The sequence below is a fragment of the Flavobacterium nitratireducens genome, assembly GCF_029625335.1.
GTDB lineage: Bacteria > Bacteroidota > Bacteroidia > Flavobacteriales > Flavobacteriaceae > Flavobacterium > Flavobacterium nitratireducens.
In genome coordinates this window covers 2,585,248-2,607,741 of sequence record NZ_CP121111.1, presented here as the reverse complement: position 1 = coordinate 2,607,741, position 22,494 = coordinate 2,585,248, and the positions used below count along the sequence as shown (strand labels likewise).

Genomic DNA, 22,494 nt, shown 5'->3' with positions numbered 1-22,494 from the left:
TTGAGAAAACGGAATATAATTTACATTCTTAAAGAGACCTAATATATTAAAATAAACATATCTAAGTAATGCTCCCAAAAACTCTAACAAAAATCTCCCAATTATTATTTGTAATATATCCATTTATAAAATTCAACATCTAAATATAACTCATTTATTCTTCTCCTCAATCCATTTCGACATATACTTCGTACTTCGCAAAGTATGATGTTGTAACAACTCACCCATAAAATTATTCAAGCGATGTTGTTTTAAATTCGCAACTAAAAAATCAATTTGCTTAGCAAAATCATCTTCAAACGATTCTCTTAAATAACGTTGCTTAATAATTGCAACTCCGTTTTCCTGAGCTTGAAGCCAAATTTCTTTAACCTGATATAATTGTACTGCTTTTTTAGCAAAAATTTCAGGATTGTCTTCTACTAAACCATTCCATTCTAAATCTCCTTGCATGGATTCGGCTCCAATAGAAGTCGTAACACTTGGAGTTCCGCATTGCATGGCTTCTATTAATTTCCCTTTTATTCCTGCGCCAAAGCGTAAAGGAGCTAAAACCACTCTGGTATTTTGAACTACTTCAAAAGCACTTTCGGCACGCCCATGAATTAAAAAACCTTCTTTTAGATTATGCAATTGCAGTACTTTTTGCGTGGGATAAGCGCCGTAAATATTCAAAACCGTTTCAGGCAATTGCTTTTTTATCAATGGCCATATTGTTTCTTTCAAATATTGAACCGCATTCCAATTAGGCTCATGATAAAAATTCCCAATTATAACAAAATCTTTTCGTTCTTCATAAGAAGGCAATTTTTCTAATTCGGGAACAGCATTCGATGCTAATAAAAGCGGTAAATAATACAACAAAGAACTATCAATCTTAAAAAAATTGGTCAATAATTCCATTTCGTACTCCGAAATCATTAGAGATAAATCACAACGCAAAATACTGGCAATTTCTCTTTTGGCAACTTCTTCAACTAATAAATCAGAAATTTGAAAGTCACGTTTTGCTTTCAAAGCTTTTTGTCTTGCTGTGCGTAAACAATGTAAATCTTCGGTATCTAAAATTCGTAAAGCATCCGGACAATTTTCGGCCACACGCCAGCCAAATTGCTCTTCAACCATAAATCGGTCAAACAAAACAATATCTGGATTTAATTCTTTTGCGAAAGCATCAAAACTGGAACAATTTAAAGCAATGTCTTTCTTCGTCACATTAAAGTCACTTAAATCCACCATAAACTCAGAATCCTGAGCTGGACTAGCAAAAGTAATGGCATAACCCTGATTTTGAAACAACGAGATTAACTGTATCATCCTTCCACCTGCTGCGGAAGAATTGGGTTCTGGCCAAACCGATCCAATAATTAAAAGCCTTCGATTATCATCCATAGTATCACAAAATTACCGTCACAAAATAATGCTAAATTTCTTAAAAAAGAGATTCAAGAAGAATAAACCTTTAAAATAAAGATTAATTTTGCATAAAATTAGAAAGATATGTTGGGATTAAAATTAGCCACTGACCCACGATGGGTAAATATAGTAGAATCTAATATCGAAGAAATTTTGACCGATCACGCCTGGTGCGAACAAAAAGCAGCTTCCAATGCTATTAGTCTTATCACACAAAACTCTGAAAAGCAAGAACTAGTTGACGAACTAATTCTAATTGCTCAGGAAGAAATGGAGCATTTCAAAATGGTTTATGACTTAATCAAAGAAAGAGGTTTGACTTTTGGTCGCGAACGCAAAGACAGCTACGTAAACGAACTCTTCAAATTTATGAAAAAGGACGGAAGCCGTAATGATGCTTTGTGCGAGCGATTATTGTTTTCAGCCATGATTGAAGCCAGAAGTTGTGAGCGTTTCAAAGTGCTATCAGAAAACATTAAAGACCCTGAATTATCCAAATTTTATCGCGATTTGATGATTAGTGAAGCGGGACATTATACTACTTTTTTAAAATTTGCAAAGAAATATGCTGATAATGTTGACGTAGACAAACGCTGGGCAGCGTGGATTGAATATGAAACAACTATCATTACCCATTATGGTAAAAGCGAAACCGTTCACGGATAGTGATAAAAACCATCATAAAATACACTCAATACAACTTCATTAATTATGTCTACAACAAAAGTGATTTTTATTAAAATCGGTAAATATATTGGTACCACAATAATTGCATTATTGGCCTTCATGTGTATAGCACCACTAATTTTTGAAGACAAATTAAATGAAAAAATAAAAAAAGTAGCCAATCAAAAACTGAATGCAAAATTGGATTATTCTAAATCTAACATTTCGTTTTTCACACATTTCCCATCATTAACTGTAAGTTTAGAAAACTTTAGTCTTAATGGATCTAAACCATTGATAATGAAAAATTAATTACGGCTAAAGAAGTTGCTTTTGGAATTAATGTTTATAGTTTAATTTTTGGAAAAGCAATTAATATTGATAAAATATTCCTATCGAATGCCGACATCAATGTTAAGGTAAACAAAGAAGGATTTGCTAACTACTATGTATACAAATCCAGCAAAACTCAAACCGAAGAAAAGGAATCAGACAATTCATTAAAACTGGAAAGTATTGAAATCAATAACAGTAAAATTGTTTATGATGATTTATCTACAAAATTACACTTTGACATTTTTGGTTTCGACTATTTGGGTAAAGGCGATTTAAGCAAGGCTATCTTTGATTTATCATCTAAGGCAAAAATTGCCAAACTCAATCTGTTATATGATAATGAACCTTATTTGATGAATAAAAAAGTGAATGCAGACCTTATCACAAAGGTCAATGTGAATTCGCTATCTTTTATTTTTCAGCAGAATGATTTAAAAATCAACAATCTTATTGTTGACTTTAAGGAAAAATTTGACTTCCTAAAAGAAGGTTACAACATGGATTTTATCCTAAAAACAACTAATAGTAATCTTCATGATTTCTTTACTGCTTTTCCTCCAAAATTCATTACTTGGCTCGATAAAACCCAATTAACTGGAAAAACCGACTTTAATTTGACCTTAAAAGGGAATTATATCGCCTCAAAAAATATTGCACCTAACCTTGAATTCGATTTTAAAATTAAAGAGAGTAGCTTAAATTATAATCAAAGCCCAGCCACAATAAGCAATTTAAATATGGATTTTGATACCCAATTGCCATCTTTAAATCCTGATTCGTTAATTATAGACCTAAGAAACCTTTCGCTTTCGATAGGAAAAGAAACACTTCATGCCAAATTATACAGCACTGGAACAGAAGTTTTAGATATCAATGCAGCAATTAAAGCAAAAATAGATTTAGAAAAATTAAATCGTGCTATTGGAATTCCTGATTTAGAATTGAAAGGAATGCTTATTGCAGATGGAACTGCTAAAGGAAAATTCGACAAGAAAAAAGGAACATTCCCTATCCCTAATGCGGTTATTAATCTACAAAATGGGTATATTAAAACACCGTATTATCCAAATCCAATAAGTAATATCGAAATAGTTTCGACCATTTCTAATCCAAAAGGTACGTTTGAAGATTTAAAAGTAGTCTTACAACCTGCTCAATTTACTTTTGAAGAAAACCCAGTTTTTGTAAAAGCCAATTTAAGCAACTTTGACAATCTTATTTATGACATCAATGCAAAAGGAACTTTAGATGTAGGAAAAATACATAAAGTGTTTTCTCAAAAAGGTTTGGATGTTGATGGCTTCATCAAAACTAATCTTGCATTAAAAGGAAAACAAAGCGATGCCGAAAGAGGCAATTATACGAAGCTTAGAAATTCTGGAACTCTGGAGATTAGAAATATTCAATTAACTTCAGAATATTTGCCAAAAAAATCCTAATTAAAGAAGGTGTTTTCAAATTCAACAATGACAAAATGAGTTTCAATACTTTCTTAGCATCTTATGGACAATCTGATTTTAAACTAAATGGTTACTTACGAAATGTATTTAACTATATTACTTCAAAAGACGGTGTTTTAAAAGGGTCCTTTACCATGAGTTCTAAATTCATCAATGCTGATGAATTCATGTCACAAACAACAGTAAACACAAACGAAACAAAATCCACAACTGCCCCTGCATCTACAGCCAAAACAGAAACGGGAGTAATTGTAATTCCGCCTAATTTAGATTTACAATTTATAGCCAATGCTCAAAAAGTAAACTTTAACGGTTTGACATTGAAAAATGCAAAAGGAAGTTTACAAATGAAAAACGGTTTACTGACAATGCACAATACCGGATTTGATTTAATTGGTTGTAATGTTACCATGGATGCTACTTATAAAAGTGTTTCTCCTAAAAATACTCAATTTGGCTACCATATTAAAGCCAATGAATTCGATATTAAACGTGCTTATAATAAAGTTAAAATTTTTAGAGAAATGGCTAGTGCAGCCGAAAAAGCTCAAGGAATTATCTCTTTAGATTATACGCTAAAAGGACGATTGAACGAAAATATAGAGCCTGTGTTTCCATCCTTAACAGGAAATGGAGTGATTTCAGTAAAAAATGTCAAAATGTACGGCATGAAAATGTTTAGCAGTGTTGCTAAGAAAACAGATAAAGAAAGTATTAAAAATCCAGAATTAAACAAGGTTGATATTAAAACTTCTATCAAAAACAACATCATCACTGTAGAACGTTTTAAATTTAAATTTGCGGGATTCAGACCAAGAATTGAAGGAACAAGTAGTCTAGTCGGAAGATTAAATCTTAAAATGAGACTTGGTTTACCTCCATTACGAATACTGGGAATTCCACTAACTATTACAGGAAATAAAGACAATCCGAAAATAAAATTAGGAAGACAATCCGAAGATTTAGAAGAAACAAAAGATTCCATTCAATAATCTATATAAGAGAAAACCATCTCAATGATATGTTTTTCTTTTTATATAAGTTTTCAAAATTAAAACTTAATATCACTTATATAAAAAAAAAAAAATTAGAACTAAACTTTTCAATTAAAAAAAACAAGCCTTAAAACTCTCCCAAATAACTACAATTTAATTGAATACCTCTCTAAAAAAATATAATTGAACCAAATGAAATCAGATTTATATTTTAGATATTTCTAACAACATTAAATAAAGAGATTATAATTTTTTATATCTAGTTTATATATAACCATCAAACCCTATCCAAAAATGGATAGGGTTTGATGGTTTGCAAAATTTATTTCAAAAATTTGATTATACAATTTGCAAAAAAAGTATCTATATTCAATTCTGGAATGTATATAAAACAAGAAAGCCCAGCTTTTACAAGCTGGGCTTCACTAAAGAAAGGCGACGACATACTCTCCCACAAAATGCAGTACCATCTGCGCAGGCGGGCTTAACTTCTCTGTTCGGGATGGGAAGAGGTGAGCCCCGCCGCAATAACCACCTTAAGGTTGTTCGTTGCTTGGGCAACTTTTAATCATTAATTATCAATTATAAATTGTTAATTATCAATTAAACAATATTTTAACATACTGAGATAAAGAATTTTAATTCATTTAGAAAGTTTCCTCCCCCGATTTACATCGGGGGAAAAGCGTACATAAGCTTACGGATTATTAGTACTACTCGACTATGACATTACTGCCTTTACATCTATAGCCTATCAACGTGGTCATCTCCCACGATCCTTAAAAGAAATCTCATCTTGTGGTGGGTTTCGCGCTTATATGCTTTCAGCGCTTATCCCTTCCAAACGTAGCTACTCTGCAGTGCCCCTGGCGGGACAACAGATACACTAGAGGTTTGTCCAATTCGGTCCTCTCGTACTAGAATCAGATCCACTCAAATTTCTAACGCCCACAGTAGATAGAGACCGAACTGTCTCACGACGTTCTGAACCCAGCTCGCGTGCCACTTTAATGGGCGAACAGCCCAACCCTTGGGACCTTCTCCAGCCCCAGGATGTGACGAGCCGACATCGAGGTGCCAAACCCCCCCGTCGATATGAGCTCTTGGGGGAGATCAGCCTGTTATCCCCGGCGTACCTTTTATCCTTTGAGCGATGGCCCTTCCATGCGGAACCACCGGATCACTATGCTCTACTTTCGTACCTGATCGACCTGTATGTCTCTCAGTCAAGCTCCCTTATGCCATTGCACTCTTCGCACGGTTACCAAGCGTACTGAGGGAACCTTTAGAAGCCTCCGTTACTCTTTTGGAGGCGACCACCCCAGTCAAACTACCCACCAAGCAATGTCCCCCGCAGTGCGGGGTTAGGCCTCAGATAAACAAAGGGTTGTATTTCAACAATGACTCCACAACGCCTGGCGACGCCACTTCACAGTCTCCAACCTATCCTACACATCATTTATCCAAGGTCAATACTAAGCTATAGTAAAGGTGCACAGGGTCTTTTCGTCCCACTGCGGGTAAACGGCATCTTCACCGTTACTACAATTTCACCGAGCTCATGGCTGAGACAGTGTCCAGATCGTTACACCATTCGTGCAGGTCGGAACTTACCCGACAAGGAATTTCGCTACCTTAGGACCGTTATAGTTACGGCCGCCGTTTACTGGGGCTTCAATTCAATGCTTCTCCGAAGATAACATCTCCTCTTAACCTTCCAGCACCGGGCAGGTGTCAGGCCCTATACTTCATCTTACGATTTTGCAGAGCCCTGTGTTTTTGATAAACAGTCGCCTGGACCTCTTCACTGCGGCCCTGATTACTCAGGGCGACCCTTCTCCCGAAGTTACGGGTCTATTTTGCCTAATTCCTTAGCCATGAATCTCTCGAGCACCTTAGAATTCTCATCCCAACTACCTGTGTCGGTTTACGGTACGGGTACTAAATACCTGAAGTTTAGAGGTTTTTCTTGGAAGCCCTTAGGCGCACTATCACTTCAACCGAAGTCTCTGTGTACTATCGTATTTCACCAGTTCCTGCGCATTTAACTACAGGACCTATAGCTAGGTACTTTAACGAACTATTCCGTCAGTTCGCGGCGCTTTCATCACTCCGTCACCCCATCACAGTATTTAGTAGTACGGGAATATTAACCCGTTGGCCATCGACTATCCCCTTCGGGTTCGCCTTAGGTCCCGACTAACCCACAGCTGATTAGCATAGCTGTGGAAACCTTAGTCTTTCGGTGTGCGGGTTTCTCGCCCGCATTATCGTTACTTATGCCTACATTTTCTTTTCTAACCAGTCCAGCATGCTTTACAACACACCTTCAACCCTGTTAGAATGCTCCCCTACCACTTTGTATTACTACAAAATCCATAGCTTCGGTAATATGCTTATGCCCGATTATTATCCATGCTCGTCCGCTCGACTAGTGAGCTGTTACGCACTCTTTAAATGAATGGCTGCTTCCAAGCCAACATCCTAGCTGTCTGGGCAGACAAACCGCGTTCTTTCAACTTAGCATATATTTGGGGACCTTAGCTGATGGTCTGGGTTCTTTCCCTCTCGGACTTGGACCTTAGCACCCAAGCCCTCACTGCTGAGAAACATTATATAGCATTCGGAGTTTGTCAGGAATTGGTAGGCGGTGAAGCCCCCGCATCCAATCAGTAGCTCTACCTCTATATAACTTTATGCTCAGCGCTGCACCTAAATGCATTTCGGGGAGTACGAGCTATTTCCGAGTTTGATTGGCCTTTCACCCCTACCCACAGGTCATCCGAAGACTTTTCAACGTCAACCGGTTCGGTCCTCCACTGTGTGTTACCACAGCTTCAACCTGCCCATGGGTAGATCACACGGTTTCGCGTCTAACACTACTGACTAAAGCGCCCTATTCAGACTCGCTTTCGCTACGGATCCATACCTGAAGTACTTATCCTTGCCAGCAACGTTAACTCGTAGGCTCATTATGCAAAAGGCACGCCGTCACTTCACGAAGAAGCTCCGACCGCTTGTAAGCGTATGGTTTCAAGATCTATTTCACTCCGTTATTCACGGTTCTTTTCACCTTTCCTTCACAGTACTGGTTCACTATCGGTCTCTCAGGAGTATTTAGCCTTAGCGGATGGTCCCGCCAAATTCAGACAGGGTTTCACGTGCCCCGCCCTACTCAGGATACCACTATTCTTTACATTCATTACTTATACGAGGCTATCACTCTCTATGGCTCTACTTTCCAGTAAATTCTAATTCTTCATGCAAGAAATGTCGTGGTCCTACAACCCCAACATTGCCGTAACAACATTGGTTTGGGCTAATCCGCGTTCGCTCGCCACTACTTACGGAATCACTTTTGTTTTCTTCTCCTCCGCCTACTTAGATGTTTCAGTTCAGCGGGTTTGCCCACCTATCGGTGTACTATGTCTTCAACATAGTGGGTTGCCCCATTCGGATATCTACGGATCAAGTCTTGTGTGCAGATCCCCGTAGCTTTTCGCAGCTTATCACGTCCTTCTTCGCCTCTGAGAGCCTAGGCATCCCCCATACGCCCTTATTTTGCTTATTGTACTTATAATTATGCCTAATGATAAACATAATTACGTGTTCTTTCTACTTTTTTAATATTTTTATCTCAATATGTCAATGAACTTTAATCAGTTTTAAGATTTTTGTATTAAGTATTAAGACTTATCCTTATACTTTGTACTCTTATCTCTGTACTTCTTGGTGGAGAATAACGGAGTCGAACCGTTGACCTCCTGCGTGCAAGGCAGGCGCTCTAGCCAGCTGAGCTAATCCCCCGTATCTAGTTGTCAGTTAACAGTTATAAGTTAACAGTTTTTTGAAACGGTTCACTTTAAGTGTAACTCAACCTCTAAAATTTCCTATTTAAGTTTAAAAAGTAGTCCCGGGCAGACTCGAACTGCCGACCCCTACATTATCAGTGTAGTACTCTAACCAGCTGAGCTACGAGACTCTGTTTTTTACTTAAATTCTTTATTCTTTTTTTAAATTAACAGCAAGAGTAATACAATCTTAATTTTTGACCTTTAGTACCTTTTCATCTTTATCCTTAGCCTGCACTTGGCTAAAACTAAGGCTCTAGAAAGGAGGTGTTCCAGCCGCACCTTCCGGTACGGCTACCTTGTTACGACTTAGCCCTAGTTACCAGTTTTACCCTAGGCAGCTCCTTGCGGTCACCGACTTCAGGCACCCCCAGCTTCCATGGCTTGACGGGCGGTGTGTACAAGGCCCGGGAACGTATTCACCGGATCATGGCTGATATCCGATTACTAGCGATTCCAGCTTCACGGAGTCGAGTTGCAGACTCCGATCCGAACTGTGACCGGCTTTATAGATTCGCTCCTGGTCGCCCAGTGGCTGCTCTCTGTACCGGCCATTGTAGCACGTGTGTAGCCCAAGGCGTAAGGGCCGTGATGATTTGACGTCATCCCCACCTTCCTCACAGTTTGCACTGGCAGTCTCGTTAGAGTTCCCGACATGACTCGCTGGCAACTAACAACAGGGGTTGCGCTCGTTATAGGACTTAACCTGACACCTCACGGCACGAGCTGACGACAACCATGCAGCACCTTGTAAATTGTCTTGCGAAAGTTCTGTTTCCAAAACGGTCAATCTACATTTAAGCCTTGGTAAGGTTCCTCGCGTATCATCGAATTAAACCACATGCTCCACCGCTTGTGCGGGCCCCCGTCAATTCCTTTGAGTTTCAGGCTTGCGCCCGTACTCCCCAGGTGGGATACTTATCACTTTCGCTTAGCCACTGAAGTTGCCCCCAACAGCTAGTATCCATCGTTTACGGCGTGGACTACCAGGGTATCTAATCCTGTTCGCTCCCCACGCTTTCGTCCATCAGCGTCAATCAATTAGTAGTAACCTGCCTTCGCAATTGGTATTCCATGTAATCTCTAAGCATTTCACCGCTACACTACATATTCTAGTTACTTCCTAATAATTCAAGTCTAGCAGTATCAATGGCCGTTCCACCGTTGAGCGATGGGCTTTCACCACTGACTTACTAAACCGCCTACGGACCCTTTAAACCCAATGATTCCGGATAACGCTTGGATCCTCCGTATTACCGCGGCTGCTGGCACGGAGTTAGCCGATCCTTATTCTTACGATACCGTCAAGACATTACACGTAATGTTGTTTCTTCTCGTACAAAAGCAGTTTACAATCCATAGGACCGTCATCCTGCACGCGGCATGGCTGGTTCAGACTTGCGTCCATTGACCAATATTCCTCACTGCTGCCTCCCGTAGGAGTCTGGTCCGTGTCTCAGTACCAGTGTGGGGGATCTCCCTCTCAGGACCCCTACCCATCGTAGCCATGGTAAGCCGTTACCTTACCATCTAGCTAATGGGACGCATGCTCATCTTTCACCGTTGGAACTTTAATAGTGGTTTCATGCGAAACTGCTATACTATGAGGTATTAATCCAAATTTCTCTGGGCTATCCCTCTGTGAAAGGTAGATTGCATACGCGTTACGCACCCGTGCGCCGGTCTCTGCCGATAAATCGGCATACCCCTCGACTTGCATGTGTTAAGCCTGCCGCTAGCGTTCATCCTGAGCCAGGATCAAACTCTTCATCGTATATTGTTTGAACTTATAAAAGTTCTTGTTTTATATTGACTCCAAGTTACTATCGGTTTATTCAAATCTCGCGATTCTATTACTCTTATTTTTTTTGTCCCGTTTTTAAAACGAGACGGCTGTCAATTCAATATGTCTAGGAACGTGTCTTTTTGTTTTTCGCTTGTCTCTCAAAGCGGCTGCAAAACTACAACTTATTTCTTTACTCACAAGAAAAATTTAAAGTTTTTTTTTCGATTTATTTACCGAAACTTAACTCCTTTTCTCTTGTCAATATCTCAAATAACTTTGCGTGTTTTGCGGGGTGCAAATGTAAATCGCTTTTTCAAATCTCACAAGCTTTTTTCAAACTTTTTTTTCAAACTTTCGTCCGAATCATTCTTCTTAGCCTGCCAGTATTTAATAGAACGTTTTCGCTGTTGCGGGTGCAAAAGTAGAACCTTTATTCGATTAAACAAGACCTTTTTGAAACTATTTTTGGTTTATTTTTTAATCAACTGATAACATGAAGTTTAATTTTTAAGAAATTTTCGGTTTTGTAGGAATTTGGAGTTTAAGACATTACTTTAACCGCAAAGAGCGGAAAGTTTCTTAGCAAAGAACACTAAGAAAAAACAGATATTACTATACTTCATAGTAGAAAAAGAGATTTTAAACACATAAGTCACTTAAGAAAACCAAAGAACACAAAGGATTTTACATTATATAACTGTAGAAACAGCATTTTAAGCAACTGCCCTAGCCTTGATAGAAATGGAAATCCTTATTGTTTTTTCTTTAAAAACAATAAGATTGAAATGAATAGCGGGAAATAGCTCCAAAGAAAAAGAGGCTAAAACAGCATACAAACCGTTTTAACCTCTTGCTTTTTATTTTTATGTAAGATTCTAATCGAAACGTATTGCTTTTACAGGAGTAATCTTTGTAATAATATAAGAAGGTATCAGCAAAACCACAAAGCAAACCACAACTGTCAAAACATTTAATAGTAAAATATAAAAGACATTTATATATACAGGCGCTTCGTTTACATAGTAATTTTCAGGATTAAGTTCTACAACCCCAAAATACTTTTGAATTAAAAGAATTGCAACACCAATAAGATTCCCCCACAACAATCCTCTGTATATTAAATAAGATGCATTATAGAGAAACATTTTTCGAATTGACCAATTATTTGCTCCAATTGCTTTCATAATCCCAATCATTTGAGTACGCTCCAATATCAAAACCAACAAAGCAACTACCATATTAATAGTCGCTACCAATATCATCACGATAAGAATCACCACAATATTAAAATCGAACAACTGAAGCCATTCAAAAATATAACTGTATTTCTGCACTATAGTTTGGGAATCCAAAGTTGAAGCTGTATGCTCATACACTTGTTCGCCTACCGTACTGATATTATCAAAATCATCTACAAAAACTTCAAAAGCACCAATCTGATCAGACTTCCATTTATTAATTCTTTGAACATGCCTTATATCACCCAAAACATAAGTAGCATCAAATTCCTGGAAACCCGAACTAAAAACCCCTACAATCTTAAAACGTCTTATGTTTGGCAATTTATTTTGACCTTCTTTCATAAAGAAAGTATTGAACTCGTCACCTACTTTCAATTTCAATCTGTTAGCTAGATATTGAGAAATAATTACTTCCGGATTAAGTGAAGCTAACAGATTAGGTAATCTACCCGACACTAAATACTCCTTAATATTATCCCAACGATAATCAGCACCGACCCCTTTAAAAACTATTCCTTCGAAGGCATCAGCAGTTCTAATAATTCCCGCCTTAGTTGCTACAGCCTGTATATGATCCACATCGGGCACAGAAGTAAACTTGGGATAAAATTTTTGATTTTTAGAAACCGGAACCAAAGTAGCATCGGATTGATTATTATCATAATTAGCAATAATAATATGTCCGTTGAATGCTGAAATTTTCTCTCTAATCTTTTGTTGAAGACCAATTCCAGTTGCCACCGAAACAATCATCATGATCATACCGATAGCAATAGCCGAAATAGCAATTTTTATAATTGGCGCTGATATACTACTTTTATTATCCTTTGCAGTAATAAGCCTTTTAGCAATAAAGTATTCTAGATTCAATTGATTTGGTTTGCGAAATTGATGTTCAAAAATACAGTTTTATTCTTAGCTAACCACATAATAAATAAACATTAAAGAGGCATTTTCTTTTTCATTTCTTCTACAATATTATATACTGCGGGACAAATTGGAATATTCTTTAAAGTAATATTGGTTATTTGTTGAAACTTCTTCCTATCGGTATGCGGAAATTCACGACAAGCCTTAGGACGGACATCATAAATAAAACAAGTATTATCTGTATCCAAAAAAGAGCAAGGTACTTTTTGCAAAACATAGTCATTATCCTCATCAATTCGCAAATATTGTTCGATAAACTGTTGCGGTTTTTGACGCAAATGTTTTGAGATTCGTTCAATATCTGCCGATGTAAATAAAGGCCCGGTTGTTTTACAACAATTAGCACATTGTAAACAATCCGTTTTTTCAAATTCAGCATCATGCAAATCTTGCATGATATAATCTAAATTCTTAGGCGCTTTCTTTTTAAGCTTATCGAAATACTTTTTGTTTTCAACTTGCTTATCTTTGGCCAACTTATTTAAGTTATTTAAAATTTCTTTCAAGTTTAAAATTTAAAATTGAACAGCAAAATTAAACAACTTTAAACTTTAAACCATAAACTTTGAATCATAATACAATGAAAGACCTTTTTGGCAAAGCTATTCTTGATTACCAAACCAATAATTCACCTCAAAATATTATTACTGAAACTACGATTTCTGAAGAAGACGAAATGAGCATTGCTTATTTATTTAGAAGCTTTGATGAAATGCCCGCTATTGAACAGAAAGCATTAGAGCTCGCAAAAGGCAAAATACTGGATGTAGGATGCGGAGCAGGAAGTCATAGTTTATATCTTCAAAACCACAAGCAACTTGACACAACTGCAATTGATATATCGGCTAATGCAATCAAAACATGCAAACTTAGAGGTATTCAAAAGACTTTTGTTCAGGACATCTTAACTATAGAAAATGAAAAATTCGACAGCATTTTACTCCTAATGAATGGAACAGGGATTTTTGGAACATTAGAAAACACTCCTAAATTTCTTCAAAAACTAAAATCTTTATTAAATCCGGGTGGACAAATCTTAATTGACAGCTCCGATATTATTTATATGTTTGACCAAGATGAAGATGGTGCTTTTGAAGTTCCAGCCAATGGTTATTATGGTGAATTAGAATTCACTATAAGCTACAAAGGAGAAACTGAAGATTCTTTCCCTTGGTTATACCTTGATTACAATACTCTACAAAATGCCGCTTTAGACAACGGACTCCAATGTGAATTAATTTTAGAAGGAGAACATTATGATTATTTAGCAAAATTAACCCTCTAAATTTTAGCGCACAAAAAAACCAGAAAAGATTACTTTCTGGTTTTTATCTCAATGTACTTAAGGAATATTTAAGTATTTATGCGTCTGAAGTGAAACTCTCCATTTTGGATTATTCATAACATAATCTACAATTAACGGAGTCATTTCTTCTTTTTTACTCCATTCTGGTTGCAAAAACAATTTGGCATTACTATTTACTTTCTCAGCTTGTTCTTCTGCAAAAATAAAATCATGCTTATTATGAATTATCACCTTCAATTCATCAGCATTATCATAAACGGTTTCGGTGGGTAATTTATTTTTTTTAGGAGAAAGACAAATCCAATCCCAAGTTCCTGATAAAGGATAAGCACCTGATGTTTCAATATGCACTCTTAAATTACTTTCTTTTAATTTCGAAGTCAACAAACTCATGTCCCACATTAAAGGTTCACCACCAGTAATCACAATCGTGTCTGCATATTTAGCTGCATTATCTACAATTTGTTCAATTTTTGTTGGAGGATGTAACTCAGCATTCCAACTTTCTTTTACATCACACCAATGACAACCTACATCACAACCTCCAATTCTTATAAAATAAGCTGCTGTTCCCGTATGAAATCCTTCACCTTGTATGGTATAAAACTCCTCCATTAAAGGTAACATCGCACCTTTATTTACTTCTAATTGAATTTCTTTTGATAGCATTTTAATAATTTAGGGTGCAAAGATACATATTTTGCATTGGGTTTGTTTAATTTATGAATTGCTTAACAACGAACCATAAAAAAAGCCAGTATTGCTACTGGCCTCAATTATTTTTTTTAATCAACTATTGTAGTGATTTAAGTGCTTGTATTGCATATTTATTTGCAGGATCAATCTCTAAAGCTTTATTAAAATGCTCTATTGCTTTTGCTTTATCAAAATTAGCATAACCAGCCCCCATCGTACTGTAGGCTTCAACTAATTTAGTTTTAACAGTAGGCTTAGCTAATTCCTCAGCACCTTTAGCATTTACATGATCTATATACTCTTGATAATACTTAATCATCGCTTGATCATCTTCTAACAAACTATTTGTTCTTGCACGAGAAATATAAGCATCAATAGTTTCTGGAGAAGCTGTCAAAACATTTCCGTAAGCCACATCTGCTTTTTTCAATGCCTCCATATCTCTATCAGCAACAGCTTTACCAGCATTAGCGAAGTAAATAGAGTTACCTAAATAATAATTGTCAAGCAAGAACGATTTACTTTCTTTATATGAAGTTGCTAACTCAAGAATAGCAGCCGCCTCTTTAAACATTTTTTTAGAATATAAATTTTGACCAAACTCTCCTAAACCATCAACCACTGAAGGCTCAAGTTCTGCGCCTTTTTTAATTAAACCAACTCCTTCTTGAAATAATGTAGGGTCAATTGCAGATTCATCAGCATTTGTTCCTTTTTTAATTTTGGCTTGACCTAAATATAAATAATCTAATGAAATAACTTTATTAGATGGATTATTGATAAATTCTTGCAAAGAAGCAATTGCATCATCAATATGTCCATTTTCATAAGCTGCATAACCTAAATATCTTAAAATTCTTGGATTTACTTTGTCCAATTCCTTCATCTTATTAGCTTCGATTTCAAGTGCTTTATAATCTTTTGCTAAAATCAAGAAATCAGCATGACGCATACGAGAAGCTAAAGAATAATCCGTCATTGCCATATACTTTTCATAAAAAGACAAAGCCTCTTTCATATATTGATCATAACGACCAGGAACATTCAATGCCCAATAATAATAAGTCTCCGCTAATTCTCTATAAACAGGACCATAGTTCGGACTTAATGCAATTACTTCATTATAAGCAGCAACAGCTTCTTTGTATGCTTTTGCACCTTTCAACAAAACACCTAATTGAACTTTAGCTCTAATTAAAGAATTATCAGCCTGAAAAGCATTACGATATGCTGAGAATGCTTCATTTTGATTTTTATCACCATAATGAGCATCTCCTAAAGCTAATAGAACTTGTGGTTCAGCAGCATTCTTTTCTTTTGCCAACTCTAAAGTAGCCAAAGCAGCTTTGTAATCAGGATGAGCATTATTCATATAAGCACTTGCAATATAAACCAACTCCTCAAAGTCTTTTTTACGCATTTCACTTTTCGCAGATTCAAACTTAGCTTTAGCAGCGGTTACATCATTTTTTTCTAAATCTAATTGACCCAAGCCAATGTAGTTAAAATGTGCTGCTTCTTTAGCTTTTAAACCTTCATCATAAGAGATTTTAGCAGAATCTAATACACTCTGATTTAAATAAATATTACCTAAAAGGAAATAAGCTTTACCTTGAGATGGATTAGATTTAATTATAGATTTTAAAGACGTTTTAGCCTTTTGGAATTGTTCAGCATCAATTTGTTTTTTTACTTCATTAATATCTTGTGCCTGTACAGCAAAAGCAGAAGAAAAAAGCAATACTTAAAATTTTAAATTTGTTCATTTTAATTTTATTTAATTTATTCATTTTCATTGTTTCTTAGCGCAACACTATATTCTATTCTTAATCAAAATTTTTCTACCAGGCATTACAGCAGGCAACATACCTGATTTTAAAACAATTCTTTGCCCTATTTCACCGGCTAAAAAAGAAGCAAATCCCATTCCTAAACCTGTTGTTCCTTGACAGTTAACAATAAACAAATCACGTGCCAAAGGATAAGTTCCCTCTGCTAGATTATTTTGAGTTGGTGCAAAATAAGATTTTTTATTCAAACCTTCAACGTTTAAAACGTTAATATTAGTTAAAAAACCTTTAATTTCAGAAGAAGGTTGTAATAACCAATTAAGACCTACTACTCCAATCATACCATCATTTTCGGCAACAAATTTCACTACTTCTTCATTTGATTTAAATGAATAAACCTCTTTTTGAGGCACTTGCTGCACACCTGAGAGATTTGTTAAATAGCGAACAGTACTAGAATTTGGATTATCGAAAACTAAACCCTTTATTCTAGATTGAGAATTACCCTTTAAAAAAGATACAACATCATTTAAAGCAATTAAACTATCCAAATCCTTTTTATTAGAGATTAAAGCAATTGCATCTGTAGCAAATTTAGTAACTCTTGGTTTAATTTTAGAGCGTTCAAAAAATTTAATTTCTGTCGAATCTAATGGTCTAGAAAGAATTACAACTCCAGATGTATCTTTCATGAAAGATTGCAATAATTCTTTTTCAGATTTAGCCACAAGAGTAATTTTAGCATTGTAGGTACTTTCAAATACGGCTATCTGATCTTCAATCAGAGGCTTAACAGTCTCATCAACTAAAATTGTAATCTTACCCTTCAAAATCGACTCTTTTTCTTTTTTTGTTTCGGATTGTTTACAAGAAACAAATAACGCAAAAACAGAAAAAACAGAAACTACAACTAACAACACGATTTTTTTCATTCTTCTTCTTTATTATCATTAATAATTCTGACACAACGAATAAAAGCATACACAATTAAAAGTGCTCCAAAAGCCAATCTATAATTGGTAGGTAAGGCTATAGGCAAATTTTTCATAAAAATAACTATAAGTCCCAATATGAAATAGAGTAGAAAAAACAAAATGCCTATAACGAAAAGAAATCGCTCTTTGAGCGATTTCTTTTGAATATTTGTAATAAATTTTCGTAGCATTATTCTGCACTTTGAATAGAAATCGGTAAAGAGTAAAGTACCCTAACTGGCTTTCCATTTTGAATACCTGGATTCCATTTTGGACATTTTTGCAACACTCTTATAGCTTCTTTTCCTGTTCCGTAACCAATATCTCTTAAAACTTTAATATCTGTTAACGAACCATCTTTCTCAACTACGAAAGTAACATACACTTTACCTTTCAAACCTTCTTCTTCAGGAGTACGATAGTTTTTACCCACAAAAGAATAAAACTTTTCCATACCACCTGGAAATTCAGGTTTTACCTCAATACCTGCAGTATTGTATACTTGATCATCTACTTCCTCAACAACTTGAGATGTTTTAGGACCATTTCCAGCTGGAGCTACAGTTAAAGCAGCATCTGGATCTCCTTTAATTGTTTCCGTACCTGTTTTTTTATCTTTGATTTCTTCAATCTTAGGTGGTTCTTCAACTACTTCTTCAGCTTTAGCAACCACAGGTTTAACAAACTTCACCTGATCTACTGCTGGTGGAGGTGGTGGCGGCGGTGGTGCATTTAACTTAGGCGGTTCCACTTTCTTTGGAGGTAACTTTACATTTGTAAGCTTTACCTCATTGATAGAGTTGTCTTCATCATCAGTAGATTTAGGAATCAAACTAATGATAAGAGGAGCACTAACAGCTAAACTAAAGAAGAAAGCACCAATAAGAAGGGCCTTAACAGTAGTCTTGCGGTTAGATTTTCTCAAATCGTAAGCTCCATAAAGTTTATTACGACCTTCGAAAACAATCTCAACCCATTGGTTTTTTAATATGTCTAATTTCATTTTTCTTAATTATTAGGTTATTAAGAAAACAAGATTGCTCTTATTTTCCCTCTAACAATTTTTGTTCGTCCGGTAAAAAATCGTTAACGATAGTATAGGTAGGAATTGAATTAATTGCCATCTCATCTAATACATCTACTACGTTCTTGTAATTTGATTTTTTACCAGGTTTGATAATTACAATCATACCTTGTTCAGGCTTTCCTTTAGAAGCAGTGTAAGCAGCCACTTCTTTTTTTCTCTTTATCAATTCTTTACGAATCCCATCCTTACCATAAGCGATAAGTTTTGGTGCCATAGGTGTATTAATAATACCCATGTAAAAGTACATTTGATCGTTATCTCCTAACAAAATAGTCATAGTACGATTTTCATCTACTTTCATATCATCAACCTTTTCATTTGGATCTTTATCTGGCAAGCCCAAACTCATTGCTTGAGGTTTTGACAACGAGGTAGTAAGCATAAAGAAAGTGATCAATAAGAACGCTAAATCCACCATGGCAGTTAAATCCACCTTCGAACTCTGCTTCTTACTTCTTACCTTGCCGCCTTTATCACCACCACTGTCGGTATTTAATTCAGCCATTTTAGTATATTTTTTTAAATTAAAAATCTTTTCCTCTCAATCCTGTTACCAAACTAAAAGAATTGATATGTTGATCCTGCAAAATATCCATTACTTTTTTAATAACCGGATACTCTTCTTTAGCATCACCTTTAATCGCGATTTGTAATTCTTGTTTGCTACCTTTTGCATTATTAAATTCATTGTTAGCAATACGAGCATTATAAATCCACTCTTTTAATTGATTGTCCGTTGAATCCATCGGTATACCCGGCTGTTCAGCCTTAACACGATCAGAAGACTTCATATCAATTATTTGCTTAAGACTAGCAATTGGCACTCCAAAATCAGTCATTAAAGCAAACTTCTCTTTATCTTCTTCAGAAAAAGTCACACCATACTTATCCCCCATTAATTCTAGGGTTCTTTTACGAACATCTCTACCTTTTAAATCAAAGAAAATTTTATCTTTTCCATCTTTATTACCAACTGTTAAAGTTGCTAAATCAGACTCCGGTAATTTTGTTTGTACAGTAGACGCTGGTGTATCCACAGGCAACGCCTCAGGAACTTTAGCTGTAGCTGTCAAAATAAAGAAGGTAAGCAAAAGAAACGCAACGTCACACATCGCAGTCATATCTGTCGATGTCGACTTCTTTTTCATTTTTATTTTAGCCATTCTTTGTATTTTTTATTTTGATACAATTATATCAAAATGATTATTGTTTTAAACTTCCTCTAAATTTTCTGTAAGTATTTACAATTGTAGTACCTGCTTCGTCAATTGAATATGTTAAATCATCAATTTTTGCAGTAAAGAAGTTGTAAGCCACAATAGCTAAGATAGATGTCGAGATACCTGTTGCAGTATTGATAAGTGCCTCAGAGATACCTGTTGCAAGAGCAGCTTGGTCAGGAGTTCCAGCAGAAGCTAACGCACCAAACGCTTTAATCATCCCCGATACAGTTCCTAATAACCCTCCAAGAGTTCCTAAAGATACTAAAGAAGAAATAATAGTCATGTTTTTCTCTAACATTGGCATCTCAAGAGATGTAACCTCTTCGATTTCTTTATGGATAGTTTCAGAAGCTTCTTCACTATTGAATCCTTCTTTTTTAACATCTTGGTATTTTACCAAAGCAGATTTAATAGCGTTTGCTACTGAACCTTGTTGTTTATCACAAGCAGCAATAGCCTCTTCAATTTGACCACCTTTGATACTAGCTTGAACATTTGACATGAAAGCGTCTAAGTTTCCTTTTCCAGCAGCTTTAGTAATTACAAAAAATCTTTCTAATGAAAAAGTAATTACCATTAACAACATACCTAATAATACAGGTACAATGAATCCTCCTTTGTAAACTTGTCCTAAAGTATTAATTGGGTGTCCAGTTTCAGGATTTCCACCCTCAAAGTTAGCAGGAGATCCCATGATGAATTTCCAAATCACAACTCCAACCGCCACACATAATAAAATAATGATTCCTGAAATCATTCCTCCTCCTTTTGAACTGCTCTCTTTTTTAACGTTTGCCATTTTTTTTTAAATTTTAATAGTTTTAAATAATTTATATTAGTTATAATTAACTTGTAGTTGCGCAAATTTATAGGTTTCGTTCAAATAAAAAAATTTTTTTCGTTATATTCAAACTATCCAAACAAAAATTAACACTTAAGAAATATTAGGTTTGTTTTTTTATTAATATGATTATGTTTTTTCGGAGATATTAATAAAATTACATGTCAAATAGCTGATTTATATAATAATATTTCAACAAATAAAAAAATGACTTTTTTTCACATTTAACAAATAAAAACACTTAAAATTACAAAAAAAATAAAAAGAAGCACACAATTATACCATTTAAAAACAATTACTAAAACCGAAACAACAAAATTCCTATGAATACTATTGAAAATTTCATCCAAACAATCAACCTGGGGCACGAATTCAAAGGTGAAAGCATATTACTAGGAACTGCCATTCTGGATGGACAAACTATTCCTAAAGCACAAATAAAAGTTCCATTAAAAACATTAAACAGACACGGCTTAATTGCTGGAGCTACCGGAACAGGAAAAACTAAAACCATTCAAGTTCTTTCTGAACAGCTATCAACTTATGGTATTCCTGTATTAATGATGGATATTAAAGGTGATTTTAGCGGTATTGCAAAAGAAGGTGAAGAAAAATCATTTATCACCGAAAGACACCAAAAAATCAACATTCCTTACACAACCACCTCTTTCCCCGTTGAATTATTGAGCCTATCAGAACAAAGCGGAGTCCGTCTTAGAGCGACTATTTCCGAATTTGGCCCCGTTTTATTTTCTAGAATTCTAGATTTAAACGATACACAAGCCGGTGTAGTTGCTATCCTATTTAAATATTGTGATGACAACAAAATGCCATTGCTAGACTTGAAAGATTTCAAAAAAGTCATCAACTACATTACAGAAGAAGGCAAAGATGAAATCACAGAAAGCTACGGAAAAATATCCACTTCTACCACAGGAATCATCCTCCGAAAAATAATCGAACTAGAACAACAAGGTGGCGATTTGTTTTTTGGGGAAAGATCTTTCTGAAATTGATGATTTAATGCGAATAGACGAAAACGGAAAGGGCTATGTCAATATCCTTCGCCTGACCGACATTCAAGATAAACCCAAATTATTCTCAACTTTCATGCTTAGTTTATTAGCCGAAGTATACCAACAAATGCCTGAAAAGGGAGATACAGATCAACCAGAATTAGTCATTTTCATTGATGAAGCACACTTACTATTCAAAGAAGCAAGCAAAACGCTATTAGAACAAATTGAAACCATTGTGAAATTGATTCGCTCAAAAGGGATTGGAATCTATTTCATCACTCAAAATCCAATGGATGTTCCTAGTGGTATCTTGGCACAATTAGGACTTAAAATTCAACATGCCTTGAGAGCTTTTACCGCCAATGATAGACAAGCTATTAAACAAACTGCCGATAATTATCCAACTTCTGATTTTTATAACACCAGCGAAATATTAACCAGTTTAGGGATTGGAGAAGCATTTGTAACAGCTTTGAATGAAAAAGGAATTCCTACTCCACTAGCTGCCACCATGCTAAGAGCTCCTATGAGTCGTATGGATATTTTAACAGACAATGAAATACAAGAAATTATAAGCAAATCTAAATTAGTAAAAAAATACAATGAAGAAGTTGATCGCGAAAGTGCTTATGAAATGCTCAATAAAAAAATTGCCACAATAGAAACAGAAACAGAAAAAAGAGAAGCCGAAGAAATAGAACAAAGTAAAAAAACCAGACAAGAACCTAGTACTACAGAAATTGTGGGTAAATCGGTGATAAAAGTACTCACAAGTGCCACATTTATTAGAGGTGCTTTTGGAATTCTATCAAAAATTCTTAAAAAATAAGGAACGATTTCAATACCAAAAATTAATAGCAATTTCGAAAAGCAAAAA

General features: G+C 35.5%; 15 protein-coding genes, 2 tRNA genes, 3 rRNA genes and 1 pseudogene. 6 read left to right on the top strand and 15 right to left on the bottom strand.

From position 1 onward, the window contains the following. Positions 1-150: 150 nt before the first annotated feature. Positions 151-1,392, bottom strand: coding sequence for a glycosyltransferase (locus P5P90_RS12230; protein ID WP_278034941.1), 1,242 nt, complete (start codon positions 1,390-1,392; stop codon positions 151-153). 108 nt (positions 1,393-1,500) lie between these two features. On the opposite strand from P5P90_RS12230, the gene P5P90_RS12225 reads away from it, so the two are divergent. The 4 genes from P5P90_RS12225 to P5P90_RS12210 all read left to right on the top strand — a co-directional run bounded on the left by P5P90_RS12225 (position 1,501) and on the right by P5P90_RS12210 (position 4,870). Next, positions 1,501-2,082, top strand: a complete 582-nt coding sequence (locus tag P5P90_RS12225) for a MiaE family protein (protein WP_278034940.1) — start codon at positions 1,501-1,503, stop codon at positions 2,080-2,082. Positions 2,083-2,127: 45 nt separating this feature from the next. After that, complete coding sequence (locus P5P90_RS12220) at positions 2,128-2,394, top strand: hypothetical protein (protein WP_278034939.1); 267 nt, start codon at positions 2,128-2,130, stop codon at positions 2,392-2,394. Between the two features lie 281 nt (positions 2,395-2,675). Then, complete coding sequence (locus tag P5P90_RS12215) at positions 2,676-3,857, top strand: translocation/assembly module TamB domain-containing protein (RefSeq protein WP_278034938.1); 1,182 nt, start codon at positions 2,676-2,678, stop codon at positions 3,855-3,857. 35 nt (positions 3,858-3,892) lie between these two features. After that, positions 3,893-4,870 (top strand): AsmA-like C-terminal region-containing protein, encoded by a 978-nt coding sequence (locus tag P5P90_RS12210; RefSeq protein WP_278034937.1) that lies wholly within the window; start codon positions 3,893-3,895, stop codon positions 4,868-4,870. Between the two features lie 433 nt (positions 4,871-5,303). Here the strand turns inward: P5P90_RS12210 and rrf are convergent. The 7 genes from rrf to P5P90_RS12175 form a co-directional block, all read right to left on the bottom strand. Further along, positions 5,304-5,412 (bottom strand): 5S ribosomal RNA (gene rrf / locus P5P90_RS12205). A 148-nt stretch (positions 5,413-5,560) separates the two neighbouring features. Further along, positions 5,561-8,444, bottom strand: a 23S ribosomal RNA gene (locus P5P90_RS12200). A gap of 159 nt (positions 8,445-8,603) precedes the next feature. Continuing rightward, positions 8,604-8,680, bottom strand: a tRNA-Ala gene (locus P5P90_RS12195). A 101-nt stretch (positions 8,681-8,781) separates the two neighbouring features. Next, positions 8,782-8,855: transfer RNA gene (locus P5P90_RS12190), tRNA-Ile, on the bottom strand. A gap of 129 nt (positions 8,856-8,984) precedes the next feature. Beyond that, a 16S ribosomal RNA gene (locus P5P90_RS12185) occupies positions 8,985-10,498 on the bottom strand. The 16S, 23S and 5S rRNA genes sit together here with 2 tRNA genes alongside, the layout of an rRNA operon. 887 nt (positions 10,499-11,385) lie before the next feature. Continuing rightward, positions 11,386-12,621, bottom strand: coding sequence for an ABC transporter permease (locus P5P90_RS12180; protein WP_278034936.1), 1,236 nt, complete (start codon positions 12,619-12,621; stop codon positions 11,386-11,388). Positions 12,622-12,692: 71 nt separating this feature from the next. Next, on the bottom strand, positions 12,693-13,187 hold the full coding sequence (locus tag P5P90_RS12175) for a YkgJ family cysteine cluster protein (protein WP_278034935.1): 495 nt from the start codon (positions 13,185-13,187) through the stop codon (positions 12,693-12,695). Positions 13,188-13,261: 74 nt separating this feature from the next. On the opposite strand from P5P90_RS12175, the gene P5P90_RS12170 reads away from it, so the two are divergent. Further along, positions 13,262-13,966, top strand: a complete 705-nt coding sequence (locus P5P90_RS12170) for a class I SAM-dependent methyltransferase (protein WP_278034934.1) — start codon at positions 13,262-13,264, stop codon at positions 13,964-13,966. Between the two features lie 57 nt (positions 13,967-14,023). Here P5P90_RS12170 and P5P90_RS12165 read toward each other — a convergent pair whose 3' ends face one another. The 7 genes from P5P90_RS12165 to P5P90_RS12130 form a co-directional block, all read right to left on the bottom strand. Further along, a complete protein-coding gene (locus P5P90_RS12165; RefSeq protein ID WP_278034933.1) occupies positions 14,024-14,656 on the bottom strand; it encodes a 7-carboxy-7-deazaguanine synthase QueE in 633 nt (210 codons plus the stop codon). Between the two features lie 124 nt (positions 14,657-14,780). Beyond that, positions 14,781-16,424, bottom strand: a complete 1,644-nt coding sequence (locus P5P90_RS12160; protein WP_340696401.1) for a tetratricopeptide repeat protein — start codon at positions 16,422-16,424, stop codon at positions 14,781-14,783. Positions 16,425-16,496: 72 nt separating this feature from the next. After that, positions 16,497-17,405 (bottom strand): PstS family phosphate ABC transporter substrate-binding protein, encoded by a 909-nt coding sequence (locus P5P90_RS12155; protein WP_278034932.1) that lies wholly within the window; start codon positions 17,403-17,405, stop codon positions 16,497-16,499. 232 nt (positions 17,406-17,637) lie between these two features. Continuing rightward, positions 17,638-18,450, bottom strand: coding sequence for an energy transducer TonB (locus P5P90_RS12145; protein WP_278034930.1), 813 nt, complete (start codon positions 18,448-18,450; stop codon positions 17,638-17,640). A 40-nt stretch (positions 18,451-18,490) separates the two neighbouring features. Further along, a complete protein-coding gene (locus P5P90_RS12140; RefSeq protein ID WP_278034929.1) occupies positions 18,491-19,039 on the bottom strand; it encodes an ExbD/TolR family protein in 549 nt (182 codons plus the stop codon). 19 nt (positions 19,040-19,058) lie between these two features. After that, complete coding sequence (locus tag P5P90_RS12135) at positions 19,059-19,697, bottom strand: ExbD/TolR family protein (RefSeq protein ID WP_278034928.1); 639 nt, start codon at positions 19,695-19,697, stop codon at positions 19,059-19,061. Between the two features lie 40 nt (positions 19,698-19,737). Continuing rightward, positions 19,738-20,556, bottom strand: coding sequence for a MotA/TolQ/ExbB proton channel family protein (locus tag P5P90_RS12130; protein ID WP_278034927.1), 819 nt, complete (start codon positions 20,554-20,556; stop codon positions 19,738-19,740). 365 nt (positions 20,557-20,921) lie between these two features. Between P5P90_RS12130 and P5P90_RS12125 the strand changes: the two are divergent. Then, positions 20,922-22,446 (top strand): annotated as a pseudogene (locus P5P90_RS12125) (helicase HerA-like domain-containing protein). The last annotated feature ends 48 nt before the right edge of the window (positions 22,447-22,494 follow it).